This is a genomic window from Rhizobium tibeticum (assembly GCF_900110205.1).
GTDB lineage: Bacteria > Pseudomonadota > Alphaproteobacteria > Rhizobiales > Rhizobiaceae > Rhizobium > Rhizobium tibeticum.
Genome location: NZ_FOCV01000020.1, coordinates 39,744 through 58,308, shown reverse-complemented (window position 1 = coordinate 58,308; position 18,565 = coordinate 39,744). Strand labels below are relative to the sequence as shown.

At 60.5% G+C, this 18,565-nt stretch carries 17 protein-coding genes; 13 read left to right on the top strand and 4 right to left on the bottom strand.

Annotated elements, in window-relative coordinates:
* Positions 1-51: 51 nt before the first annotated feature.
* The 4 genes from BSG20_RS21115 to BSG20_RS21100 form a co-directional block, all read right to left on the bottom strand.
* On the bottom strand, positions 52-774 hold the full coding sequence (locus BSG20_RS21115) for a hypothetical protein (protein ID WP_072378091.1): 723 nt from the start codon (positions 772-774) through the stop codon (positions 52-54).
* Positions 775-851: 77 nt separating this feature from the next.
* Positions 852-1,736, bottom strand: a complete 885-nt coding sequence (locus tag BSG20_RS21110) for an NAD-dependent epimerase/dehydratase family protein (protein ID WP_072378092.1) — start codon at positions 1,734-1,736, stop codon at positions 852-854.
* The gene (locus BSG20_RS21105) at positions 1,733-2,563 is read right to left on the bottom strand and encodes a glycosyltransferase (protein WP_072378093.1); all 831 of its coding nucleotides are present in this window, start codon (positions 2,561-2,563) and stop codon (positions 1,733-1,735) included. Before BSG20_RS21105 ends, BSG20_RS21110 begins: the two co-directional genes overlap by 4 nt.
* Positions 2,560-3,780 (bottom strand): NAD-dependent epimerase/dehydratase family protein, encoded by a 1,221-nt coding sequence (locus BSG20_RS21100; RefSeq protein ID WP_072378094.1) that lies wholly within the window; start codon positions 3,778-3,780, stop codon positions 2,560-2,562. The genes BSG20_RS21105 and BSG20_RS21100 overlap by 4 nt, the downstream gene beginning before the upstream one ends.
* 119 nt (positions 3,781-3,899) lie before the next feature.
* Here BSG20_RS21100 and ybgC point away from each other — a divergent pair, with 119 nt between their 5' ends.
* The 13 genes from ybgC (at position 3,900) to BSG20_RS21035 (ending at position 18,559) form a co-directional block, all read left to right on the top strand.
* Complete coding sequence (ybgC, locus tag BSG20_RS21095; RefSeq protein ID WP_072378095.1) at positions 3,900-4,355, top strand: tol-pal system-associated acyl-CoA thioesterase; 456 nt, start codon at positions 3,900-3,902, stop codon at positions 4,353-4,355.
* A gap of 460 nt (positions 4,356-4,815) precedes the next feature.
* Entirely contained in the window at positions 4,816-5,535 is a 720-nt protein-coding gene (gene tolQ, locus BSG20_RS21090; RefSeq protein WP_037126807.1) for a protein TolQ, read from the top strand.
* Positions 5,536-5,558: 23 nt separating this feature from the next.
* Complete coding sequence (gene tolR, locus BSG20_RS21085) at positions 5,559-6,014, top strand: protein TolR (protein ID WP_072378096.1); 456 nt, start codon at positions 5,559-5,561, stop codon at positions 6,012-6,014.
* 8 nt (positions 6,015-6,022) lie between these two features.
* On the top strand, positions 6,023-7,153 hold the full coding sequence (locus tag BSG20_RS21080) for a hypothetical protein (protein WP_072378097.1): 1,131 nt from the start codon (positions 6,023-6,025) through the stop codon (positions 7,151-7,153).
* A 22-nt stretch (positions 7,154-7,175) separates the two neighbouring features.
* Positions 7,176-8,486, top strand: coding sequence for a Tol-Pal system beta propeller repeat protein TolB (gene tolB, locus BSG20_RS21075; protein ID WP_024315420.1), 1,311 nt, complete (start codon positions 7,176-7,178; stop codon positions 8,484-8,486).
* A 156-nt stretch (positions 8,487-8,642) separates the two neighbouring features.
* Complete coding sequence (gene pal / locus BSG20_RS21070; RefSeq protein WP_024315421.1) at positions 8,643-9,173, top strand: peptidoglycan-associated lipoprotein Pal; 531 nt, start codon at positions 8,643-8,645, stop codon at positions 9,171-9,173.
* 160 nt (positions 9,174-9,333) lie between these two features.
* Positions 9,334-10,341 (top strand): tol-pal system protein YbgF, encoded by a 1,008-nt coding sequence (ybgF, locus tag BSG20_RS21065; protein WP_072378173.1) that lies wholly within the window; start codon positions 9,334-9,336, stop codon positions 10,339-10,341.
* A 12-nt stretch (positions 10,342-10,353) separates the two neighbouring features.
* Positions 10,354-11,679: a tRNA lysidine(34) synthetase TilS gene (gene tilS, locus BSG20_RS21060; RefSeq protein WP_072378098.1), complete on the top strand. Its 1,326-nt coding sequence runs from the start codon at positions 10,354-10,356 to the stop codon at positions 11,677-11,679.
* Positions 11,680-11,777: 98 nt separating this feature from the next.
* The gene (gene ftsH / locus BSG20_RS21055; RefSeq protein ID WP_072378099.1) at positions 11,778-13,709 is read left to right on the top strand and encodes an ATP-dependent zinc metalloprotease FtsH; all 1,932 of its coding nucleotides are present in this window, start codon (positions 11,778-11,780) and stop codon (positions 13,707-13,709) included.
* Between the two features lie 238 nt (positions 13,710-13,947).
* Positions 13,948-15,300, top strand: coding sequence for a phosphoglucosamine mutase (gene glmM, locus BSG20_RS21050; RefSeq protein ID WP_072378175.1), 1,353 nt, complete (start codon positions 13,948-13,950; stop codon positions 15,298-15,300).
* A 179-nt stretch (positions 15,301-15,479) separates the two neighbouring features.
* On the top strand, positions 15,480-16,247 hold the full coding sequence (locus BSG20_RS21045) for an outer membrane protein (RefSeq protein ID WP_072378100.1): 768 nt from the start codon (positions 15,480-15,482) through the stop codon (positions 16,245-16,247).
* Positions 16,248-16,429: 182 nt separating this feature from the next.
* Entirely contained in the window at positions 16,430-17,230 is an 801-nt protein-coding gene (locus tag BSG20_RS21040) for an outer membrane protein (protein ID WP_072378101.1), read from the top strand.
* 150 nt (positions 17,231-17,380) lie between these two features.
* A complete protein-coding gene (locus BSG20_RS21035; RefSeq protein ID WP_072378102.1) occupies positions 17,381-18,559 on the top strand; it encodes a phosphoserine transaminase in 1,179 nt (392 codons plus the stop codon).
* The last annotated feature ends 6 nt before the right edge of the window (positions 18,560-18,565 follow it).

Sequence of the window (18,565 nt, the reverse complement as noted above, 5' to 3'; positions counted from 1 at the left end):
TGATTTCAACGTGACAATGCGACCTTTGGCTGTCTGCCCGAGCCGAGGACGTCAAATCGTGAAGCTAGTCGGTATGGCCGAGATGCCAGCCTTGGCCTCCAGCGGATAGGTCGTACCCGAACCGGATTGGCCGCTTCCCGCCCGCAGCTCGCGCACCGCCCTGTCCATTAGCTGGCGAACTTCCTGCAGGATGGACTTGAACTCTTCCATCGTCTTGCGATCCTCGGCGGAGATGCCGGAGGACGCCCGTTTTCCATCTTCGACGATGCTCTGGTAAGCGTTGCGAGCCGGAGTTGCGCCGTCAGGTTCGTCCGTCCGGGCCGTACCGCTCTTGATATCGTCAGAGGATGCCGTTGCGGTTGACGCGGGCGCATCGGTTGTGGCCACCGTAGCCGCACCCGTGCCCGCATCGGCGGTTGCAGCGGCTGCAGATGCGATGCTCGTCGCGCTCGTAGCGACGGCGGAGGCGAATTCCGCAGCTGCGGCGCTGATCTTGTGAGCAAGTTCGGCCGCCAGCCGTGCGACGACTTCGGGCGGGTAGCCGCCGCTTTTCAGCATCTCCAATTGCTGCCTGGCTTCCTCAAGCTTGCGCGCCGCGCGGCTTTTGGCGGCTTCGGCGGAGGTCGTCATGTTCTCGCGCAGGCTCTCCTGCGCCTTTGCCGAATTCTGTAATATCTTCAGTCGTGCGCTGGCGCTGTCAGTCAACGTATTGAGATTGTCGGTTGAATAGGTGTTGCGCAGGATGTTGAGCGCTGATGCGGAACCGACTTGCATACTATCCTCCGGATTGCACTATCCGTGGCAGTCTGCAACCTCAGGCTTGCGTGAGCCTGTGCGCCTTCACCTGCCACCTATGTGCCCGCGGCCAGCGCATGGATCGTTTCGTCGAACAAAGGCATGCCGCCTGGCGACCAACCGAGCGCGCGGATTTTCGTCGTGTCCATCGGTGTGAGCAGCGATTTGTCGGCGGGCAACGGCAGCCTGTTCAGGCAATCACGCTCCCAGCGAATGGGCTCCAGGATGTCCCATGTATCCAAAGCGACGTCGGAGACATTGAAGGTCTCGCCGGAGATGCGCGCGCCGTCCGCTTCCAGCATGAGCCGCACGGCTTTGCCGACGTCCCTTCCGTGGACCTCGGTTCCGGCACGCGACGGCACAGGACGGCCAGCGAGGTAATCTTCGATCAGCTTGTCCCATTTGTTGGGTCGAAGGTCGCCGTAGACGCCGGTCAATCGGAGACTGGCCGTTGCAAAGCCCGGCGCCGCAAGATGCGCGAGGCTGCGTTCCGCATCCAGCTTGACTTGGCCGTAGAGGGTTTCCGGCTTGTCGGCCATCCCCTCCTTCAGGGAGGTTCCCGGCGCATGTTCGCCATAGGCAGCACGGCTGGAAATGAAGATACAGCGCCGTGTGCCGGCGCGTTTGGCGGCCTCGAGAAGCCGGACGGTGCCGTCCAAATTGAAGCGTTTGAACGTCTCGGGGTCGTCGCCTTCACCGGCGCGGTATTTTCCCGGCAGATGATGGAAGGCGGCGTGCACAAAAAAATAGGCGTCGTCGAAAGCTTCGATATGGTCATGCGCCGGATCGAGCGAAAGCGGCGCGAATTCGACCGGGCGAGAAAAGAGGCGCGGCAGCGGTGCGTGGCGACCGCCGATAATCACGGCATAGCCGGCGGCGAGCAGTTCTTCGACGATATAGCGCCCGACGAGACCCGTTCCGCCCGATACCAGTACCTTCATGCCGCCTCTTCAGGGTTGGCCATTGCCGAAATATCCGGCAGAACGTCGCCGGCATAGAATGCGTGCCAAAGGTCGATCAGCGGCCGCAGTTTCTCGACCTTCGGATGATTCGCTTCCCATGGCTTCTCGTACTGGTAGTGCAGGACGGAAATGCTCCGCCAGTCCCAAAGCCTGGGCATGGTGAACCATACATATTGGAGCATGTTGAAATAGACCGGCAGGCCGTGCCAATCCGGGAAAAAATCCTGCAGGAACGTCTGGTCCGTCCGCTTCCAGAACACGTCCGGCTGATCCAGCCGCTCCAGCATGCGTTGGAATGTGTCGTTGGACGGTTGTGCGACGAAAACTCCCGAATTGAGCCGGTGGAAGTCGGCAAGAGATTCGTAGACATTCGGGGCCGCCGAAAACTCCGGGTAGTGGAAGAGCTTGTCGATATTTCGCAGCACGATCGCATCGGCGTCGATGAAGACGCAGCTGGTGTATTCGCTCAGCTGCCAGAGGCGCAGCTTGCAGAAATTGTCGAGCGGCGAATGGAAGTCTGGCTTACGCCCCTTCGTGAAAGGGGCGGCGGAGTGCAGGTTGGCTCGCGCGTGGCGCTCCTTGAATTCGGTCGAGAGCGGCAAATGATCGGCCGGCACGAGTCGGCAGTCGAGTTGCAAGAGCGGGGCGAGGCTGGCTTCGCCAGCGGCGGCCGTATGGAGGACGACGATATCGGCGTAGGTGTCGGTTCGGCGCAACGACACCGCGAGCGCCTTGGCACCCATGGCGTAGTCGTTGTTGGTAACGAGCGTGACATAGGCGTGCCGCAAGGACCGGGGCTCACTCATGAAACCGACTTCAGCCTCCTGCCTTCCGGATCGTGGTTGATCGTTGCGGCAATATCCTTCGTCCAGGCGGAAACCGCAGGAACGCGCGAGCGGTCGACACGATAGGCAAACTTCTTGGCGACGTCGACGATTTCACTGAGAAGCCCCGCCTGCAAGGTGATTGGCTCAAGGCCGAGATTGCGGAATTTCTCGTTCTTGACGATCAACTCGTTCTCCGGCGCTTCCTTGCGCGGATTCGGCAGCCAGGCGATCTCGGCGCCACTCATCTTGGCAATCATTTCGGCCAGATCGCGCACCCGATGCGTTTCCGTCATCTGGTTGAAGATCTCGACGCGGGCGCCGCGGGCGGGCGGGTTGTTCAACGCCAGCTCGATGCAGCGCACGGAGTCCTGGATGTGGATGAAGGCGCGGGTCTGTCCGCCGGTGCCGTGCACGGTCAGCGGATATCCAATTGCCGCCTGGATCAGGAAACGGTTCAGCACCGTGCCGTAGTCGCCGTCATAGTCGAAGCGATTGACGAGCTGCGGGTGCCGGCGCGTCTGCTCGGTGTGCGTGCCCCAGACAATCCCCTGGTGCAGGTCCGTGATGCGCAGGCCATCATTCTTGGCATAGAAATGGAAAAGCAGCTGATCCAGGCACTTGGTCACATGATAGATTGAGCCGGGATTGGAGGGGTAGAGGATTTCCTGGCTGACAGTCTCGCCGCTGGGCGTCTCGATCCCCACCGGCAGGTAGCCCTCGGGGATGGCGGCACCGACCGTCGAATAGCCGTAGACACCCATCGTGCCAAGGTGGATCAGATGCGCGTCGAGCTGAAGTTCGACAAGCGCATTCAGGAGGTTATGGGTGGCGTTGACATTGTTATTGACCGTGTAGTTCTTGTGGCGATCGCTCTTCATGGAGTAGGGGGCGGCACGCTGCTCAGCGAAATGGATGATGGCATCCGGACGGTTCTCGGCCAGCCACTTCTTCAAAAGCTCATAGTCCTTGGCGAGGTCGATCAGATTGAATTGGATGCGCCGACCGGTTTCGGCGTGCCAAATGCGCGTGCGCTCCTGGATCGAGTCCATCGGGGTCAGCGACTGGACGCCGAGTTCGGTGTCGATCCAGCGTCGCGAGAGATTGTCGAGGATATGGATGTCATGTCCCGTGTCGGAGAGATGCAATGACGTCGGCCAGCCGATGAATCCGTCTCCACCCATCACTGCAATCTTCATCGCGTCGTCTCCTGCTTGATTGTCTCTGTCGAAAATTACTTAGGAAGCGTGACAATTGTTCAATGCTTGCAAGGCGGAAAGTCTTCCGCCAAAGAGGGCGCGTGACTTTGGAGAAAATTATGGCGGATAACGGTTTTTCGATCTCAGGCGAACTCACGCAAACGGGTCACCGGCTGTTGCAGCGCGTCTATTACGAGGACACTGACTTTTCCGGCCTCGTCTACCATGCTCGCTATCTGCACTTCCTCGAGCGCGGCCGCACCGATTACCTGCGTTGCCTCGGCGTCGAGCAGCGGGAACTCATCAATGCTGACGACGAGGGGCTCGTCTTCGTTGTCCACCGCATGGAGATCGACTTCAAACAGCCGGCGCGGATGGATGACATCCTGACCGTGCTGACACACACCGAAAAAGCCGGCGGGGCCAAAATGGTCCTCAATCAGCAAATCCGGCGTGGCGAAACGTTGCTGATCGCCGCCAGGGTGATCATCGCCGTCATTAACGCCAATGCGCGTCCGCGACGATTGCCGGAGGCACTTGCCGAGAAATTTCTGGAAGGCAGCAAGCCGCTCTGACGACGTTGAGCGTTTCCTACGCGCCACGTGATCGTACCGATCCAGACAAGGTTCTGCCGCGGCGATTCGCGTCGGTTGATCGCGAAGCGCCGAAAAGACGCGGGATTACCGGCCTTGCATAAACATGAGTTTTGTGTGAAGGAATTGGCGCGCGGGAAGATGAGCGCTGTATGGTCACTTAGATCTGGCCAAGTCATCCAAGGGATAAATCTTTCGCCGATAGTTTTTCGCTGTCATGATCCGGCGCTAACGAACTATTAACCGTAATAGTGTCTTACTCGGATTGTCAGAGTTTGTGCGGTGCACGCCTTCCTTTGACCAAATTTGACGGCAAGGAAGGCGGATAAGAGCTTGGAAGCTTGACCAGGGCTTTGGGCGGCGGCCGCCAGACACTTCTTGCGAGATCACTTTGTGCCGCCCGGTCAAGTGCCGGGCGTTTGGATTCGGGGATATTGGATCAATGGAACAAGTAGGATTGGCAGCAGCAACGGCCGACGTCAGCCTCTGGTCGCTGTTTATGCAGGCAGGCCTCGTCGTCAAGCTGGTCATGCTCGGGCTCATCGCGGCCTCGGTCTGGACCTGGGCGATCGTCATCGACAAGTATCTGGCTTACGGCCGCGCGAGGCGCCAGTTCGACAAGTTCGAGCAGGTGTTCTGGTCGGGCCAGTCGCTGGAAGAACTTTATCGAACGTTGTCGGAACGCAACAACACCGGCCTTGCCTCGATCTTCGTCGCCGCCATGCGCGAATGGAAGAAGTCGTTCGAGCGCGGCGCACGCTCGCCGATCGGTCTGCAGATGCGTATCGACCGCGCCATGGACGTCACGCTCGCTCGTGAGTCCGAATTCCTCTCGGCCCGTCTCGGCTCGCTCGCGACGATCGGCTCGGCCGGTCCGTTCATCGGACTCTTCGGTACCGTCGTTGGTATCATGACCTCGTTCCAGGCGATCGCCGGCTCGAAGTCGACGAACCTTGCGGTCGTTGCTCCCGGTATCGCCGAAGCGCTGCTTGCCACCGCCATCGGCCTTGTCGCCGCTATCCCGGCGGTTATCGCCTACAACAAGTTCTCCGCCGACGCCGGCAAGCTCTCGGGCCGTATGGAAGGTTTCGCGGATGAATTCTCCGCCATCCTTTCGCGCCAGATCGATGAGAAGTTGCAGCCGCGCCAGGCCGCGCAGTAACGGACGGAAACGGAGTAGCGCACATGGGTATGGCTGTTGGAGGCAATGGCGGCGGGGGCGGTGGACGCCGTCGCCGCGGCGGGCGCCGAGGCGCCGTCATCTCCGAAATCAACGTGACGCCGCTCGTCGACGTCATGCTCGTGCTGCTGATCATCTTCATGGTCGCCGCACCGATGATGACCGTCGGCGTGCCGGTCGACCTGCCGGAAACGCAGGCTAAGGCGCTGAATTCCGAAACGCAGCCGATCACGATCTCGGTCAAGAACGACGGCCAGGTGTTCCTGCAGGAAACGCCGATCCCGGCCGGGGAGATTGCCGCGAAGCTCGAGGCGATCGCAACGACCGGCTACAACGAGCGCATCTTCGTTCGCGGCGACGCGACCGCGCCTTATGGCGTGATCGCCGACGTCATGGCCCGCATCCAGGGTGCCGGCTACAAGAACATCGGTCTCGTGACGCAGCAGAAGAAGGACCAATAGCGAACGCTATGAAGGCCAGTATCGTCACATCTGCGGCTCTGCACTGTGCACTGCTTGCCTGGGCGCTGATTTCGATCGGCTCCCCAGAGCAGTTCAAGGTCGAGGATTTCGAGGCGATGCCCGTCGACCTCGTGCCTGTCGAAGAAATGACACAGATGCAGCAGGGCGACAAGACGGCCAAGCCGAGCGAAAAGCCGGCGCCGAAGCCGACCTCCAAGCCGAGCGAAGTCGCAAACGCCGAGAACATGGGCGACAACAAGGTCGACCTTAAGACGCCGCCGGTCCCGAATGCTAAGCCGAACAACAATGTGAGCGCGGCCGCGCCGAAGGCCAGCGAAAAGCCCCTTCCCCAGAATGATCCTGTGCCGAACGAGGTGAAGGAGATCATGAAGGAGGAGACGGACGTCGAGCCGAAGCAGGTGGCGTCAATCACGCCGCCGAAGCCCGAGATCACGACGCCGACGCCCCCGAAGGCCGAGGAGAAGCCACAGGAAACGCCCGAGCCACCGAAGCCGGATGCCGAGGCATTGCCGGACAAAGTGCCGACGCCAGTCGTCAAGCCGCAGGTAAAGCCGCCCGAACAGAAGCCGGCCGAAAAGCCGCCTGAAAAGAAGACGGAAGACAAGGCACAGACCGACGAAAAGCCGACCGACAAGAAGAAGGCCGACAAGAAGCAGGAGAAGGCGAAAGCCTCTTCCTCCAAGCAGAGCGACTTCAACGCCGACGACATCGCAGCGCTGCTGAACAAGCAGGACCCGTCGAACGGCGGTGCCAAGCGGTCAACCGAAGTTGCTTCGACCGGCTCCACCAAGCCGTCCACGGGTTCAAAGCTCTCGATGAGCGAGATGGATGCTCTCCGCAGTGCGATCGCCGGCAACTGGTCGGTTATTCCCGGAATGGAAGGCGCCAGCGACGTTCGCATCAAGGTCCATATGAAGCTTGACCCTGATGGCAACATCATCGGCTCGCCCGAGGTCGAAGCGGTCGGCGGCACCAACGAGGCGACGCGCATGGCGTTGGCAAGCGGTGCCAAGCGCGCCGTCATGAAGTCGTCGCCCTTCACGAACCTTCCGAAAGACAAATATGACGCCTGGGGCGAAGTTATCGTCAACTTCGATCCTAGCGATCTAGCCCTTTAAAATGCTGAAAGGCTTGTCCTCCATGACCAAGTGTTCCCTCATCCGCGCCTTGATGGTCGCCGTCGGCATGATAACCACTGCGGTTGTTGCCACGCCGGCGAACGCGCTTGTCGAAATCAACATCAACAAGGGTAACGTCGAGCCGCTGCCGATCGCGATCACGGACTTCCTGCAGGGCGACATGGGCGCGCAGGTGTCGCAGGTCATCGCTGCCGACCTTCAGCGCTCCGGCCTCTTCGCGCCGATCAACAAGAACGCCTTCATCGAGAAGATTTCCAACCCGGATGCCGCTCCGCGCTTCGAGGACTGGAAGGTCATCAATGCGCAGGCCCTCGTCACCGGTCGCGTGACGCAGGAAAGCGACGGTCGCCTCCGCGCCGAGTTCCGACTATGGGACACGTTCGCAGGCACGCAGATGACCGGCCAGCAGTTCTACACGCAGCCTGAGAACTGGCGCCGCGTAGCCCATATCATCGCCGATGCGATCTACAAGCAGATCACCGGTGAGGAAGGTTATTTCGACACCCGCGTCGTTTTCGTCTCGGAGTCCGGCACCAAGCAGGAGCGCAAGCGCCAGCTCGCCATCATGGATCAGGACGGCTTCAACGTCCGCATGCTGACCAACGGCAGCGACCTCGTTCTGACGCCGCGCTTTTCGCCGAACCGTCAGGAAGTCACCTACATGTCCTTCGCCAACCAGCAGCCGCGGGTCTACCTGCTGCAGCTTGAGACAGGACAGCGCGAAGTCGTCGGCAACTTCCCGGGCATGACCTTCTCGCCGCGCTTCTCGCCCGACGGTCAGAAGGTCGTCATGAGCCTTCAGCAGGAAGGCAATGCGAACATCTACACGATGGACCTGCGCTCGCGCACCACGACGCGCCTGACCTCGACGGCCGCAATCGATACGTCGCCGTCCTATTCTCCGGACGGCGGGCGGATCGTCTTCGAGAGCGACCGTGGCGGCAAGCAGCAGATTTACGTCATGAACGCCGACGGCTCCGGCCAGACGCGCATCTCCTTCGGCGACGGCAACTATTCCACGCCCGTCTGGTCTCCGCGCGGCGATCTGATCGCCTTCACCAAGCAGTCGGGCGGCAAGTTCTCGATCGGTGTCATGAAGCCGGACGGTTCGGGCGAGCGCATCCTGACGACGGGCTTCCACAACGAAGGCCCGACCTGGGCGCCGAATGGCCGCGTCATCATGTTCTTCCGCCAGGCGGCGGGTGCAGGTGGTCCGCAGCTCTACTCCATCGATCTGACGGGCTACAACGAGCAGCTCATCAAGACCCCGACCTATGCTTCGGACCCAGCCTGGTCGCCGCTTCTCGAGTAGTAAAGCCTGTGGATGTGCCTTTTTGTCGCCGCAAAAATCCCTGATTGGGGCGACTGAGGGACAAATCAACCATCCATTAACCATAATTCTTGAGTGCCGATTAACCCAACGAGGTTACAGTCCGGCAACCTTAATCAAGTCGCAAGGAGACCGGCCATGAGCCGAATTCACACCCCGGCAATGAGCCGCATGCAGAATTTCGCCCGTAACCCCGTCATGATCGCGCTCGTCGCCGGTCTTGCTCTGGCCGGTTGCGCGAACAAGAAGAACGTGGCGAACAGTGCCGGCGACCTCGGCCTTGGCGCCGGCGCCGCAACGCCTGGCTCCGCTCAGGACTTCACCGTCAACGTCGGCGACCGCATCTTCTTCGACACCGACTCCACCTCGATCCGCGCGGACGCTTCCCAGACACTCGACCGTCAGGCTCAGTGGCTCGCCCGCTACCCCAAGTACGCCATCACCGTCGAAGGCCATGCCGACGAGCGTGGTACGCGTGAATACAACCTTGCTCTTGGTGCTCGCCGTGCTGCCGCCACCAAGGACTACCTCGCTTCGCGTGGCGTTCCGGCGCAGCGCATGAAGACGATCTCCTACGGCAAGGAACGTCCGGTTGCCGTCTGCGACGATATTTCCTGCTGGTCGCAGAACCGCCGTGCCGTCACCGTTCTCGGTGGCGCCGGCATGTAATTGCCGGGAAATATTACAATTTCGAAAGGCGGCTCCATCGCGAGCCGCCTTTTCTTTTTGAACACACTTTGGCCAGTTTCCGTTGCTTTTTGAAAGCAATTGGAAAAATCTCCTGTTCGTGCCAATGGGTGCGAAGAATCACAGGGACAGGACGAACCATATGAAAAAACTTGTCGTTGCGGGCATGCTATGTCTCGCGGCCGTGGCCGGGGCGGGCCAATCGGCCAATGCGACGTCGCTTTTGGGTTGGCAGATCGGCGGCAAGGCTGCGGATCGGCAGCAGCCGCAGGCACCGGTTGTAAACGTGCAGGCCGGCGGCGCCGAAGTCCGCGTCCAGCAGTTAGAAGAGCAGCTGCGTCAGCTGAACGGCCGCATCGAGGAGATGAGCTTCCAGCTCCTGCAGATGCAGGAAACGATCCGCAAGGCGCAGGAAGACAACGAATTCCGTTTCCAGGAGTTGGAGAAGGGCGGCGGTGGCGGTAGTGCCGGCAGCAACTCCAAGACGATGAAAAAGAGCGAGGCAGATGTACCTCCTCCGGCCCAAGGTCGGAGCGGTGGCGACGATGTCGCCCGCGTTATCCAAGCACCGCAGGGAGCCGAAACGGCTCCCTCGACCGACATTCCCGCAAACGAGGGCCTCGGCCAGCCGCCGAAACAGCTCGGTTCGATGGAATTCGACCAGAGCGGCAATCCGATCGGCGGCTCGGTCAACGAGGGTGCCACAGTTGGATCCCGCCCGCTTCCGGGCGTCGATTCCGGCCGTTCGTCGCAGACTGCCTCCCTCGGCAGCGAAGCCGACCAGTACAAGGCTGCCTACGGCCACGTGCTGTCGGGTGACTACTCGACAGCCGAGCAGGAGTTCACTCAGTATATCGCGCAGTATCCCGCCAGCTCTCGCGCCGCCGATGCCAATTTCTGGCTTGGCGAGGCGCTCTACTCGCAAGGCAAGTACAACGAGGCTGCCAAGACGTTCCTCGATGCGCACAAGAAGTATGGCAGCTCTGAAAAGGCGCCGGAAATGCTTCTCAAGCTCGGCATGTCGCTTGCCGCGCTCGACAACACGGAAACCGCATGCGCGACGCTGCGGGAAGTCTCGAAGCGTTATCCCAAGGCTTCGCGTGCCGTGATAACCAAGGTTGCCAGCGAGCAAAAGCGTCTCGCCTGCTAAGGTCATCCGGTTTTGCGCCCGGACGGTCCCCTTCTACCAGAGACGGCAGCACGCCGTTTCCTTGGTTCGCTGATCAAGCCCTCGCGTATCCTTGTCGCGATTTCGGGCGGAAGCGATTCAACCGGCCTGCTTCTGGCGCTCGCCGAAGCTCTTAAGGCCACACCCAATTTGACAATCTCTCTGTGTGCCGTAACCGTCGACCATGCGTTGCGCACAGGTTCGGCCGAGGAGGCGCACCAGGTTGCAGCCTTCTGTCGGTCGCTTGATATCCCCCACCTCATCAAGACATGGCGTGGCGAAAAGCCAAAGACCGGTATGATGGCGGCAGCACGCGACGCCCGTTACGCTCTGCTTGCCGATGCCGCTGAAAGCCTGAATGCCGACATTGTCGTGACTGCGCACACGGCCGATGACCAGCGCGAGACACTTGCCATGCGATCGCAACGTTCAGAGCAGCCAAGTACCGGCATTGCGGATCTCGTCCTTTTCGATCGGCGCCTTTGGGTTGCGCGACCGCTGCTCTCCTGCCGGCGGGATGCGATCCGTGACTACCTTCGCGCACGGCAGGTCGCCTGGATCGACGACCCGAGCAATGATGACCCCAAATACGAACGTGTGCGGATGCGGTCGCGCCTTGCTGGAGAGGCGGATGTTGTGCCGGCTAAGGACGGCGCGGGTGATCTGCGGTTAAGCGTCGCTACTTTGGCGTCGAAATGGTTGGATCAGTATTTTATCGTGCATTCTCCCTTGATCGGCCAAGTGATCCCGGCCGGGCTCACCGCCGATCGCGAGATCCTTGGCTATGCCTTTGCGCGCCTTGCCGCAGTATTTGGCGGGCAGGTGTTCGCACTTGGCCGCAAGCAGACGGACGACGTGCTGGCTCTTATCGCAAAAGGTGAGTTGGGCCGGATGACCGCGGGCAGGGTGGTGTTCGACCTTCGGCGCGACGGCCTTTTCCTTGTCCGCGAAAACCGCGGCATCCTGCCGTTGACGCTGGCACCCGCTGCGCGCGCTGTCTGGGACGGCCGGTTCCTGGTTGAAAATGCGGCGCCAACGGCAATAGGCATCGTTGCTGGCGGAACGGCGGCGCAGAGCGGTCAACTCCCCAGGGGCGTCACCAGGCGAGCCCTGGCGGCGGCGCCCCGTGTCGTCGACGTGGCAGGACACGAGGCCCCCGGCAATGTTGCCGAGAAAGTCCGTGTCACACCCTATTTTTCGCCCTTCGACCGTTTTTTGACACGATTTGATTTCATCTTCGCCGATAGCCTTGCGGCTGCCTTTGGAACACGCCCCTATCCAAGACCGCCTTTAGGTCTTATTGACGGAAAATCTATCTAACAGTCCAGTTTGCCTTGGCATTCACCCGAGGCAATCCTATGTTAGAGACCAAATAAGACGGTCGCCATGAGGCGGCTGTTCCAGTGCTGGGGAGTTCGATGAACCCTAACTTACGTAATTTCGCCTTGTGGGCAATCATAGCGCTGCTGCTGATTGCTCTGTTCAGCATGTTCCAGACGTCGCCGGCGCAGACCAGCTCCCGCGAAATCCCATACTCGCAATTCCTGCGGGAAGTGGATGCGGGCCGCGTCAAGGAAGTCGTCGTCACGGGCAACCGCGTCTCCGGTAGCTATGTTGAAAATGGCACCACCTTCCAGACCTATACGCCTGTCGTCGACGACAACCTGCTCGATCGCCTGCAGCAGAAGAACGTTCTCGTCTCCGCGCGCCCGGAAACCGATGGTTCGTCGGGCTTCCTGAGCTATATCGGCACGCTGTTGCCGATGCTTCTGATCCTTGGCGTCTGGCTGTTCTTCATGCGGCAGATGCAGGGCGGCTCGCGCGGCGCGATGGGCTTTGGAAAATCCAAGGCCAAGCTTCTGACCGAAGCGCATGGGCGCGTGACCTTCGATGACGTTGCAGGCGTCGATGAGGCCAAGCAGGACCTCGAGGAAATCGTTGAATTCCTGCGCGATCCGCAGAAGTTCCAGCGCCTCGGCGGCAAGATTCCGCGCGGCGTACTCCTGGTTGGCCCTCCGGGCACCGGTAAGACGCTGCTCGCTCGCTCTGTCGCTGGCGAAGCAAACGTTCCGTTCTTCACGATCTCGGGTTCCGATTTCGTCGAAATGTTCGTCGGCGTCGGCGCAAGCCGTGTCCGCGACATGTTCGAACAGGCCAAGAAGAATGCGCCTTGCATCATCTTCATTGACGAAATCGACGCCGTCGGTCGTCATCGCGGCGCCGGTCTCGGCGGCGGTAACGATGAGCGCGAGCAGACGCTCAACCAGCTGCTGGTCGAAATGGACGGCTTCGAAGCAAACGAAGGCATCATCCTGATTGCAGCGACGAACCGGCCCGACGTTCTCGATCCGGCGCTGCTGCGTCCGGGCCGTTTCGACCGTCAGGTCGTCGTTCCAAACCCGGACATCGTCGGCCGTGAGCGCATCCTCAAGGTGCATGCCCGCAACGTGCCGCTGGCGCCGAATGTCGATCTCAAGGTTCTGGCTCGCGGTACGCCTGGGTTCTCCGGTGCCGACCTGATGAACCTCGTCAACGAAGCTGCCCTGATGGCTGCACGCCGCAACAAGCGTGTCGTCACCATGGCGGAATTCGAAGACGCCAAGGACAAGATCATGATGGGTGCCGAGCGTCGCTCGTCCGCCATGACCGAAGCCGAAAAGAAGCTGACAGCTTATCACGAAGCCGGTCATGCCATCACCGCGCTCAAGGTTGCGGTTGCCGATCCGCTGCACAAGGCGACGATCATCCCGCGCGGCCGTGCGCTCGGCATGGTCATGCAGCTCCCCGAGGGCGACCGCTACTCGATGAGCTACAAGTGGATGGTCTCGCGCCTCGTCATCATGATGGGCGGGCGCATTGCCGAAGAGCTGACCTTCGGCAAGGAAAACATCACCTCGGGTGCATCCTCGGATATCGAGCAGGCCACCAAGCTTGCCCGCGCCATGGTCACCCAGTGGGGCTTCTCCGACGTGCTCGGGCAGGTCGCCTATGGCGAAAACCAGCAGGAGGTATTCCTCGGCCATTCCGTTTCGCAGTCGAAGAACGTCTCCGAATCCACGGCGCAGAAGATCGACAGCGAAGTGCGCCGACTGATCGAGGAAGCCTATACCGAGGCACGCCAGATCCTGACGGAAAATCACGACGAGTTCGTCGCGATCGCCGAAGGGCTCCTCGAATACGAAACGCTAACTGGCGAAGAAATCAAGGCGCTGATTCGTGGCGAGAAGCCTTCCCGCGATCTCGGCGACGATGCGCCGCCCAGCAGGGGTTCGGCTGTGCCGAAGACTGGGACGCGGCCGGTGACAAAGGGTGACGAGCCGGAAGCTGGCTTGGAGCCGCAGCCACATTGATTTCTCTTGAAAATGACTGAAAGGCCGGGGTCCATTCTGGACTCCGGCCTTTTGCGTCGGTAACGCGATGTAATGGGTTTTCTTGCGAATTTACGTGATGGTCACCGCGATTTATGTCATGCCGGTGACATAGGGAGGCCTCATTCGAGGCTCTTGTAGCGACATTCCGCCTGTGGCGGCGTGATTTTTGCAAGTAATAATGCGCAGCCTGAAGGCGCGCCAAGGCACAGGGGTGCATATGAAAAGACGCTATTTCGGTACGGACGGCATTCGCGGTCAATCCAATGTGTTTCCGATGACACCGGATCTCGCGATGCGGGTCGGCATTGCTGTTGGGACGATCTTCCGCCGAGGCAACCACCGTCACCGCGTCGTCATAGGCAAGGACACGCGCCTTTCGGGCTACATGTTGGAAAACGCGATGGTCGCCGGCTTCACCGCTGCCGGTGTTGATGCGTTTGTTCTCGGTCCAATCCCGACTCCGGCCGTGGCCATGCTGACGCGGTCGCTGCGCGCCGACATCGGTGTCATGATTTCTGCCTCCCACAATCCCTATCAGGACAATGGCATCAAGCTCTTCGGGCCTGATGGCTACAAACTGTCCGACGATCTGGAATCGCAGATCGAGGATCTGCTCGAAAAGGATCTGTCGACGCAGCTTGCCAAGGCCGACGATATCGGCCGCGCCAAGCGCGTTGATGGCGTGCACGACCGCTATATCGAGCATGCCAAGCGCACGCTGCCGCGCGACGTGACATTGCAGGACTTGAGGATCGCGATCGATTGCGCAAACGGGGCGGCCTACAAGGTGGCTCCCGCCGTTCTCTGGGAGCTCGGCGCTGACGTCGTGACCATCGGCAACGAGCCGAACGGCACGAACATCAATCTCAATTGTGGCTCTACGAGCCCGGTCGCGCTGCAGAAGAAGGTCGACGAAGTGCGCGCCGATATTGGCATTGCGCTCGATGGCGACGCCGACCGCGTCATCATCGTCGATGAGAACGGCGCGGTCGTCGACGGCGACCAGCTGATGGCCGTTATCGCCGAAAGCTATGCCGAGAACCAGCAGCTTCGCGGCGGTGGTATCGTCGCGACCGTCATGTCGAATCTCGGGCTGGAGCGCTTCCTCGGCGATAAGGGGCTTGGTCTTGTCCGCACGATGGTCGGTGACCGCTACGTCGTCGAACACATGCGCCAGCACAACTACAATGTCGGCGGCGAGCAGTCCGGCCACATCGTGCTGTCCGACTACGGCACGACTGGCGACGGTCTGGTGGCCGCCTTGCAGATCCTTGCTGCGGTCAAGCGGACCGGCAAGACGGTGAGCGAAGTTTGCCGTCGCTTCGAGCCGGTGCCCCAGCTGCTGCGCAACGTCCGCATTTCCGGCGGCAAGCCGCTGGAGGATATCCGGGTGCAGAAGGCGATCGCCGATGCGGAGGCCGAGCTTGCCAAGAACGGCCGCCTCGTCATCCGTCCGTCCGGCACCGAGCCACTGATCCGTGTCATGGCCGAGGGCGACGACCGCGCCCAGATTGAACGCATCGTCAATGATCTGACTGGCGTGATCGGTGGGGTGCGCGACGCGGCGTGAAGGCGGCCGTGCATGGCGGATGTCGATTCGACCCCGCTATGCCCTCTTTCGCATAAGGTCATGATGAATATCTTGTAAATTTAATCGGACATTAACTCTGATTTGTAAGACTTCGGGACGAATAAGAGCCGGATGCGGTCGACTGACACGCGGATTATTTGTATTCCTGGAGAATTATTATGAAGAGATTTTTGATTGCCGTGACTGCGGTGGTGCTGGGAGCTGCCCCAGTTCTCGCGGCCGATCTCTATGTCGATCCGCCGGCACCGGCGCCTGTCTTCGGCGGATGGTATTTGCGCGGCGAATTGGGGATGAGCAACCAGCGCCTTGGCGGGTTGCAGCAAGAATTGTTTGACGACGTGGAGCTCCATGAATTTCTGGACGATGGCGGCTTCGACAGCGCGCCGCTTGGTGGATTGGGTGTAGGTTATCAATTCAACCAGTGGCTACGCGCCGACGCGATCGTCCAGTATCGCGGCAAAGCCGACTTCTCCGCACTCGATCGCTATGGACACACCGATGCAACGGGGACGGCTGTTTGGGATGCCACGAATGATTACGACGGTGCCAAATCGGAATGGCTACTGATGGCCAACGCCTATGTCGATCTGGGCACCTGGTACGGCATTACGCCGTATGTCGGGGCCGGTGTCGGTACCTCCCGCAACACTATCTCCGGCTTCAGGGACGTCAACGTCCCGACCCAGGGCGTCGCTTATGCCGACAGCGACTCCACCTGGAACTTTGCCTGGGCGCTGCATGCGGGTCTCGGCTATCAGGTGACAGATCGTCTCACCGTCGATTTCGGTTATACCTACCTTGATCTAGGCGATGCACAGACCGGCCGGATCCGCTCATATGACAACACGGTCAACACTGGGCCGATGCATTTCGACAATATTACTTCGCACGATTTCAAACTCGCCTTGCGCTACTCATTGCAATAGCCAGCCACGATCTTTGTCGTGCGAGTTCTCACTTGCAAGGCTGCCTTCACGGCAGCCTTTTTCGCATGGGCCGAACGCTGATCGCAGTTAACAAATATGGTTAACCACGCGTTAGCATCTCGCTGGAATAATGTCCGCTAGTCAGTCATGCGGGCATTGTATTGCCCGGCCGGGAATTTCCAATGAAATCGTCCAAAGTGATCCTCGCCACTGTAGCAAGCCTTGTGCTGCTCGGCAGTCCGGTGGCGGCGGAAGAACCGCTCATCACGGACGTACCGGAGGTTAGCATTGCCGGCGGCTCAATGACGAGCGGATGGTATCTTCGGGGTGACCTAGGCTATGCGCCGTGGACGGGCAACGAAAAGCCAACGTATCACGCAGGTGGTGCCGACGCCGGCGAGTTCGATCCGGCGCGCTTCTCCCAGCCCGTTTCCGGTGGCATCGGGATCGGTTATCAATTCACCGACATCTGGCGTGCCGATCTAACGACAGATTTCCTCAGAAGCGATTTTACCGGTACGGCACGCCTCGGTCTGCCTTGTGCGGCATCCGCTCCTGCCGGAACCGGTTGCGCCTACGGCACGCGTGCCGATGTTCGGGCGTATGGCATCATGACAAACGGCTATGCCGACCTTGCGACCATTGCCGGCTTCACCCCTTATGTCGGTGCCGGCGTCGGGATAACAAACGTCAGATGGGGGAGTGTGAGATCCCAACCGGAGTGCGTCGACGGCGCCTCGACATGCGCGGGAGCCACCTTCGCCCGGCAAGATTTCAACGGAGAAAATAGCTGGCGCTTCACCTATGCATTGATGGTTGGCGTCAGCTATGAAGTCACCGACAACATCAAGGTCGATCTTGGCTATCGCTTTTCCGATATTGCCGGCGGTAGCATGTTTACAGGTCCCTCCTCGGCAAGCGGGCGCGATGACGGGATGACCCGGCACGAAGTCCGCGTTGGCCTGCGCATCGCCGGCTGGTAGGGCCGGCTGATCTGCGACGCGATGACGCGGAAACGCCAAAAATTTCTCTCGTTGCGACGCCGGCTGCTTGACTTCGATCTCACCGCCCTATAACGACGGCGGCGGGACACTCCTCCCCAACGAGGAGCTATCTATCTGGAAGGATAGCACATGGCGAAGACCGCAAAGCCGGACGTACGTCCGAACAATACTCATTTTTCTTCTGGCCCTTGCTCGAAGCGCCCCGGTTGGACGCTCGAAGCTCTTTCTGACGCGGCCCTTGGCCGTTCGCACCGTGCGAAGGTCGGCAAGACGAAGCTGAAGCAGGCCATCGATCTTACCCGTGAAATTCTGGAAGTGCCGGCGGACTACCGCATTGGCATCGTTCCCGCATCTGACACCGGCGCCGTCGAAATGGCGCTCTGGTCATTGCTCGGTGAGCGCGGCGTCGACATGGTCGCCTGGGAAAGCTTCGGCGCGGGCTGGGTCACTGACGTCGTCAAGCAGCTGAAGCTGAAGGACGTCCGCAAGATCGAAGCCGGATATGGCGAGCTGCCGGATCTTTCGACCATCGATTTTGACCGCGACGTGGTCTTCACCTGGAACGGCACGACCTCGGGCGTCCGCGTTCCGAACGCCGATTTCATCCCCGCCGATCGCGATGGCCTGACGATCTGCGACGCGACCTCGGCCGCTTTCGCGCAGAACCTCGATTTTGCCAAGCTCGATGTCGTGACCTTCTCCTGGCAGAAGGTTCTGGGCGGCGAGGGCGCACATGGCGTCATCATCCTGTCGCCGCGAGCCATCGAGCGTCTGCTCAACTACGCACCGGCCTGGCCGCTGCCGAAGATTTTCCGCCTGACCTCGGGCGGCAAGCTGATCGAAGGCATCTTCAGCGGCGAGACCATCAACACGCCGTCCATGCTGTGCGTCGAGGATTATATCGATGCCCTGCTGTGGTCGAAGGACGTTGGTGGGCTCAAGGGCCTGATGGCCCGCGCCGATGCGAACGCCAAGGTCATCGCCGATTTCGTGGCCGCCAACGATTGGATCGCCAACCTCGCCGTGAAGCCGGAGACGGCCTCCAACACCTCCGTTTGCCTGAAGATCGTCGACAAGGGCGTTCTGGCGCTCGATGCCGATGGCCAGGCGAACTTCGCCAAGGGCATCGTCAGCCTGCTCGACAAGGAAGGTGTCGCCTACGACATAGGCCATTATCGCGACGCGCCGTCGGGCCTGCGCATTTGGGCCGGTGCCACCATCGAAACCGCCGACATGCAGAAGCTGATGCCGTGGCTTTCCTGGGCCTTCGAGACGCAGAAGGCAACGCTTTCCCAGGCTGCTGCCTGAGCTGAT